The organism is Halomonas sp. TH-94, assembly GCF_057473365.1.
The window spans coordinates 22,795-29,076 of record NZ_JBYCKL010000042.1 but is presented as its reverse complement, the minus strand read 5'-3'; the positions used below and the strand labels follow the sequence as shown (position 1 = coordinate 29,076).

At 64.2% G+C, this 6,282-nt stretch carries 7 protein-coding genes; 1 reads left to right on the top strand and 6 read right to left on the bottom strand.

Annotation, left to right across the window (positions count from 1 at the left end; genetic code table 11):
• Both AC2VNO_RS08540 and AC2VNO_RS08535 read right to left on the bottom strand, forming a co-directional pair.
• A complete protein-coding gene (locus AC2VNO_RS08540) occupies positions 1-855 on the bottom strand; it encodes an alpha/beta fold hydrolase (protein ID WP_486933730.1) in 855 nt (284 codons plus the stop codon).
• Positions 852-1,667 carry an alpha/beta fold hydrolase gene (locus tag AC2VNO_RS08535; protein ID WP_486933729.1) on the bottom strand — a complete coding sequence of 272 codons (816 nt, stop codon included), beginning with the start codon at positions 1,665-1,667 and terminating at the stop codon, positions 852-854. Before AC2VNO_RS08535 ends, AC2VNO_RS08540 begins: the two co-directional genes overlap by 4 nt.
• Positions 1,668-1,891: 224 nt before the next feature.
• Between AC2VNO_RS08535 and AC2VNO_RS08530 the strand changes: the two genes are divergently transcribed.
• On the top strand, positions 1,892-2,839 hold the full coding sequence (locus AC2VNO_RS08530; RefSeq protein ID WP_486933728.1) for an AEC family transporter: 948 nt from the start codon (positions 1,892-1,894) through the stop codon (positions 2,837-2,839).
• Here the strand turns inward: AC2VNO_RS08530 and AC2VNO_RS08525 are convergent.
• The 4 genes from AC2VNO_RS08525 to AC2VNO_RS08510 form a co-directional block, all read right to left on the bottom strand.
• Positions 2,836-3,144 carry an antibiotic biosynthesis monooxygenase family protein gene (locus AC2VNO_RS08525; protein WP_486933727.1) on the bottom strand — a complete coding sequence of 103 codons (309 nt, stop codon included), beginning with the start codon at positions 3,142-3,144 and terminating at the stop codon, positions 2,836-2,838. The two genes, AC2VNO_RS08530 and AC2VNO_RS08525, sit on opposite strands and share 4 nt — an antisense overlap.
• Before the next feature lie 13 nt (positions 3,145-3,157).
• The gene (sixA, locus tag AC2VNO_RS08520) at positions 3,158-3,631 is read right to left on the bottom strand and encodes a phosphohistidine phosphatase SixA (protein WP_486933726.1); all 474 of its coding nucleotides are present in this window, start codon (positions 3,629-3,631) and stop codon (positions 3,158-3,160) included.
• Positions 3,628-4,701 (bottom strand): NAD(P)H-dependent glycerol-3-phosphate dehydrogenase, encoded by a 1,074-nt coding sequence (locus AC2VNO_RS08515; RefSeq protein ID WP_486933725.1) that lies wholly within the window; start codon positions 4,699-4,701, stop codon positions 3,628-3,630. The genes sixA and AC2VNO_RS08515 overlap by 4 nt, the downstream gene beginning before the upstream one ends.
• A gap of 124 nt (positions 4,702-4,825) precedes the next feature.
• Entirely contained in the window at positions 4,826-6,268 is a 1,443-nt protein-coding gene (locus tag AC2VNO_RS08510) for an NAD(P)(+) transhydrogenase (Re/Si-specific) subunit beta (RefSeq protein WP_486933724.1), read from the bottom strand.
• Positions 6,269-6,282 lie beyond the last annotated feature (14 nt).

The following is a 6,282-nucleotide window of genomic DNA, read 5'->3' as shown; positions in this document are numbered from 1 at the left end:
CTATTGCAGCCATTCCTCAATGGCCGTTGCGACGCGCCCCACATTGGCCGGCTCCAGATGAAGGTGATGCCCACCGGGCAGGACCCGCCGCACCAGTTGCGGCATCGCCGCACGGGCCGCATCGGCATTCTCCCGCTCACCCAGGATACCCGTCTCTCCTTCGATCAGCAGTGCCGGCGTACGGATCTCGCCGAGCAACGCCAGTACCTGCTCCGGACTCAGACGTACCGGCGAGGGCCACAGCAGGCGGCCGTCGGTGCGCAGGCGCACGTGGCCATCCGCTTCACGAACCAGGTTGCGCTCCACCAGCGGAGTCGCCGTGACCGCATCGATCGGCGTCACGCCACCGGCGACACGCGCCGCCACGGCAGATTCGCTATCAGGATAGCGCGGCGCCGCCGAGCGCGTCCGTCTGGCAGCTCGCAGCCCCTTGCGCAGCTGGGCCGCGCTCTCCCCGGCAGGTGTGGTCACCGCACCCAGCCCGTCGATCAGGACGAGTCGCTCGATGCGCTCCGGCAACGCTGACGCCGTCAGACAGGCAACGCCTGCTCCCATCGAGTGAGCCAGCAATGACAAACGCTCCAGACCCAGCTCCTCGGCGGCATCGAGTAGGTCATGACAGTAGTCCCACAGAGCATAATCGCCTTCCCGGTGTCCGGAGTGACCGTGGCCGGCGAAATCCAGCGCCACGATACGTATACCGAGACGTGCGCACAGTAGAGGAGCCAGCCGGGAAAAGCTGGCTGCGTTGTCCAGCCAGCCGTGCAGTGCCAGCCAGGTAGGGGCGGCCCCTTCTCCCCAACTGAGGGCCGCCAGCCGACCGCCGGACAAGGTCAAAACTTGCGCTTCGCTCATGTTTCGCCCTCCAGCAGGTCATCGAGCATGGCCAGCAGTGCCTGGCGGGTCTCCTCGGGATGCTCCATGGGAAACATGTGACTGCCCGGCACCAATGCCAGCGGAATCCCATGGGCAGCCAGGCGGCGACGGCGCCTGGGGGTTATCAGATCGGACTCGCTGCCGGCCACGAGGCCGAACGGAATGCGCAAGCGGCGCGGCAACTGTGTCAGGTGATCGGGCAGATTGCGAAAGATCTCGGTCTCGATGGCCGGATCGTAGATCAGCTCGGCCGCCCCGTCGTCTCGCAGCCGCGTGCCGCCCTCGACGTAGTCGTGCAGCGCTTCAGGGGTGAAGCGGCGAAACAGCCCGCGACGGCGCAGATGATTGGCCATGGCCTCTCGATCGGGCCAGGAAGCCCGTCGCCCGTGGCTCTTGCCTGCCGGGGTGACGCGGTCGACGAAGCCGAAGCGCTTGGCGACTTTCATGCTCCAGGCATCGAGCCCCAGCATCAGCGGCGGGTCGAGCATCACCACGCAGCGAAACCGTCGCGGCGCATGTTCCGCCGCCATCGCCATCAGCACACCCCCCATGGAGTGGCCGACGCCGATGACGGGCCCGTCGTCGTCGATCACGTGCTCGAGCAGCTCGTCTCGCAAGGCCAGCCAGTTGGCACCGACCGGATAATCGGGGTGATGGCCCAGGCGGTCGACGGGGTGAATGTCGAAGCGCTCATGCAGCGGGGCCAGCAGGCTACGATAGCTCATGCCAGGAAATCCGTTGGCATGGGCGAAGACCAGGCGCTGTCGTGGTGGGGTAGCACGTTCATTCATGACGGAGTCCAGAGTCGGATCGGGCAGGTCGCCAGTGGCGATAGCAGGCTAACGGGTTTACTCTATCTCGCCAAGTCGACCTCCGCCCCATATCGATCATCATGTCCTGGAGTGCTCCATGCCTCGTCCTAACCGACCACGGCGCGATACTCGCGTGCGCAATCGAATTTTTCTCCTCACCGTGTTCGCCGCCATTGTCGCCGGCCTTTGGCTAGCACGTTGACATGAGTCTCCACGACCTTTTCTTCGCCACCCTGGAAGTCACCCTACCGGTATTCGCCATGGTCTTCATCGGTCTGGGGCTCAAGCGCCTGGGCTGGATCGATCAAGCTTTCATAGCAACTGCATCGAGCCTGGTCTTCAAGGCTACCATGCCGACGTTGATCTTCCTCAGCATCATTCGTGCCGACCTGGACGCCACGCTCAACCCCGTGCTGCTCGGTTTCTTCGCCCTGGCCACCCTTGCCAGCTTCCTGCTCACCTGGGGCTGGGCCATTCTGCGTGTGCCCTACGCCGACCGTGGCGTTTACGTGCAGGGGGCTTTTCGCGGCAACTGCGGCATTGTCGGTCTGGCTCTGGCCGCTGGCATGTACGGCGACTACGGTCTCTCCGCGGGCGGGCTGCTGCTCGGTGTGGTCATCCTGACCTACAACGCCTTTTCCGTCATCGTTCTGGTCACCTATCAAGAGGGCAAGAGCGCCGACTGGCGCAGCATCGGCAGCCACATCCTGCGCAATCCGCTGATCCTTGCCGTGGTCGCCGCCATCCCGGTGGCAGCGCTGGAGCTGCGGCTACCCGGCTGGGCCATGACCTCGGGACAGTATTTTGCCTCGCTGACCCTGCCACTGGCGCTGATCTGTATCGGCGCCACCCTGTCGTTGGGTTCGATACTCGAGTCGGGGCGGCTGGCCACTGGCGCCAGCCTGCTGAAGATGGTCACTCTGCCGGCGGGCGCCACTCTAGCCGCCTGGCTGGCCGGCTTCGAGGGGCGTGAACTGGGCGTCCTGTTCCTGTTCTTCGCCAGCCCCACGGCAGCGGCAAGCTTCGTGATGGTCAAAGCGATGGGAGGCAATGCGGCGCTCTCGGCCAACATCATCGCCCTGACCACGCTGATGGCCAGCGTGACCATTACCCTTGGCGTCTTTGTCCTCAAGGTGGCGGGGTGGATCTAGCCGCCGCTGCGTATGACGACCTCGAACTGCTCCAGACCGCCGCCCTCGCCGACCGCCTCCTTGGGCATGGGGTTGGCGTGGGCCTGCTTGAAGTCATCGCTGCCGACCCAGGCGCGAAAAGCCTCCTGGCTCTCCCACTCGGTTTCGACAACATAGGGGGCTTGGTTGCCGAGCGGACGCAGTACGCGCATGGCGACGAAGCCGGGCTGTTTGTCGATCTCGCCAGCGCGGGCGCGAAAGCGCGCCTCGAACGCCTCTTCGTACCCCGGCTTGACGGCAACACGGTTGTTGACGATGAAGCTCATGGTGAACTCCCTTTCAGCGAATGTCATGAGGTGAACTAAAGCCTAGCAGCCGGGCGCATCCCGCCGCCCAGACCTCGCTCTCGAGTTGCGCAACGGCGGCGGTGGGAAAGGCAAGGCCGTGATCGGGACGCCCATCGACCAGGAGGCCTGTGAGCAGCCCCACCAGCGGCATATGGCTGACCAGGATGACCGGCGGCCCTGCGCCAGCACCAAGCAGCCAGTCGCAAACCTCGGCTGGTGAACCATCGGGGGTAATGAGAGGCGATTCGACAAGCTCGGCCCCTAAGGCAGCGGCCAGATGGGTCGCCGTCTGTCTTGCACGACGATAGGGACTTGCATAAAGCCGGACACCGTCCAATGGTTGCCGAGCAAACCACTCGGCCATGCGCCGGGCCTCCTCATGGCCTTGGGAGGTCAGCTCTCGCTCGCGGTCCGGCCAACCATGTCCGGCCTCACCGTGGCGCATGATGTAGAGCCGCGAGGTCATGGCCCATCCTCGCCAGTGTCGACCCGGCGATGAGCCTGCTGCACGGCCTCGCGCGGCAACACGAATTCCACGTCACTGCTCTGCTCGCCGCGCATCAGCATGCGCGCCATCTCGCGAGCCGGCACGTTTTCGAACAGCACTTGATACAACCCTTCCGCCAGCGGCATGTAGACGCCGTCCTTGCGCGCCTTGTCACGTACCAGACGCACCGTATTGACCCCCTCGGCCACCTGACCCAGCGCCTCGACCGCTTCATCGAGGCGCTTGCCCTGGCCCAGGGCATAGCCAACGCGATAATTGCGCGAGAGCTGCGATGAGCAGGTGACGATCAGGTCGCCCACCCCGGCAAGGCCCAGGAAGGTCATGGGATTGGCCCCGAGGCTGACGGCGAAGCGCCCCATCTCGGCCAGCGCACGCGTCATCAGCATGCTGCGAGTGTTCTCGCCCATGCCCAACGCGGCGGCCATCCCGGCAGCGATGGCGTATATGTTCTTCAACGAGCCGCCCAGCTCTACGCCATAGCGGTCGTTACTGGCATAGACACGAAAGTAGTCGCAGCTCAGGGCCTGCTGCACCCGGGTCCGGGTCAGTGCATCGTCGCTGGCCACCACGGTGGCGGTAAGCTGCTTTTGCGCGATCTCGGTAGCCAGGTTGGGCCCCGAAATCACGCCGATATGGGCGAATCCGGTCTCCTCCTCGAGGATCTGGCTCATCAGCTTGAAGCCCTCTTCCTGGATCCCCTTGGTGGTGCTTACCAGGATCTGCTCGGCATTGAGCCAGGGCCGTGCCTGACGTACCACCTCTCGAAAGGCCTGGGAGGGAATCGCCACCAGCACCAGCTCAGCATCCTCGACGACGGCCTGCATATCGCTCGAGGCACGCACTGCCGGATTGATGGTGTAATCCGGCAGGTAGCGCGAATTGCGATGCTCCTGATTGATCTGGGCGGCAAGCGCCGGATCGCGCAGCCACTGACACACTCGGGCACCATTGTCGGCGGCAATGCTAGCCAGCGCGGTGCCGAAGCTGCCGCCACCCAGGACTGCTACCCGCATGGGAACGTCTGACATGTCTGCCCCGCAAAATCGTTCGGTCGGTGAAACGGAAGAAACGTCATGAGTGTAACGAAGAATGCCCCCTTCCGGGGGCATTCAAGCCTTGCTTCAGTGCTCGAGTCATCGTCCTGCGGCTGACTCAGTCGATCATCGACAGCAGCGAGTCGATGCTCTCACGCGCATCGCCATAGAACATCCGCGTATTCTCCTTGTAGAACAGCGGATTTTCGATGCCGGAGTAGCCCGTTCCCTGGCCACGCTTGCAGACGAAAACCACGGTGGACTTCCACACCTCGAGTACCGGCATGCCGGCAATGGGGCTGTTGGGGTCGTCCTGTGCCGCCGGATTGACGATGTCGTTGGAGCCGATGACGATGGTCACGTCGGTCTTGGGGAAATCGTCGTTGATCTCGTCCATTTCCAGCACGATATCGTAGGGCACCCTGGCTTCGGCCAGCAGCACGTTCATGTGCCCCGGCAGACGCCCGGCCACCGGATGGATGGCGAAGCGCACCTCCTTGCCGGCGGAACGCAGCTTGCGCACCAGTTCGCTCACGGCGTTCTGGGCCTGAGCCACGGCCATGCCATAGCCAGGCACGATGACGACGCTGTCGGCGTTATTCAGACTGCTCGCCACGCCCGCGGCATCGATAGCCACCTGTTCGCCTTCGATCTCGGCAGCCGGCCCCTGGGTGCCGCCGAAGCCCCCCAGGATGACGCTGACGAAGTTGCGGTTCATCGCCTTGCACATGATGTAGGAGAGAATCGCACCGGACGAGCCGACCAGCGCGCCGGTGACGATCAGCAGGTCGTTGGAGAGCGTGAAGCCGATGGCTGCCGCCGCCCAGCCGGAATAGCTGTTGAGCATCGACACCACCACCGGCATGTCGGCCCCGCCGATACCCATGATCAGATGCCAGCCGATGAAGAATGCCAGCGCCGCAAGTATCAGCAGTGTCCAGAAGCCGGCGCCGTTGAGGTAGAGAATCGCCAGCAGCAGGCTGAGTGCAGCCGCGCCGGCATTGAGCATGTGGCCACCGGGCAGCTTTTGCGGCTTGCCGTCCACCTTGCCGGCCAGCTTGCCGAAGGCGACCACCGAGCCGGTGAAGGTCACCGCGCCGATGAAGATGGCGAACACCACTTCAAGCTGCAGGAAGGTGAGCTCGTCCGGAGCCTTGGTCGCCACCAGCGCAGCGAAGGCCGAGAACTCCTGATAGCCGGTGCCGATGGCCTGGGCTGCCAGTACCCGACGCCGCTCGAGATCGGCGTTCCAGGCCACGAACACCGCGGCCAGACCGACGAAGCTGTGCAACGCCGCCACCAGCTGGGGCATTTCGGTCATCGCCACTCGCGTGGCCACCTTCCAGCCGATCACCGAACCGATCACGATCATCGGAATCATCAGCCAATAGTTGCCGATGCCCGGACCGAAGGCAGTGAAAAGTACAGCCACCGCCATGCCGACGATGCCGTACCAGACGGCCCGCTTGGCCTTCTCCTGGTTGCTCAACCCACCCAGGGAGAGCACGAAGAGAACGCTTGCCGCGATCGCCGCGGCGGAAACAAAACCTTGACCTAACATGTCTTCACTCCGCC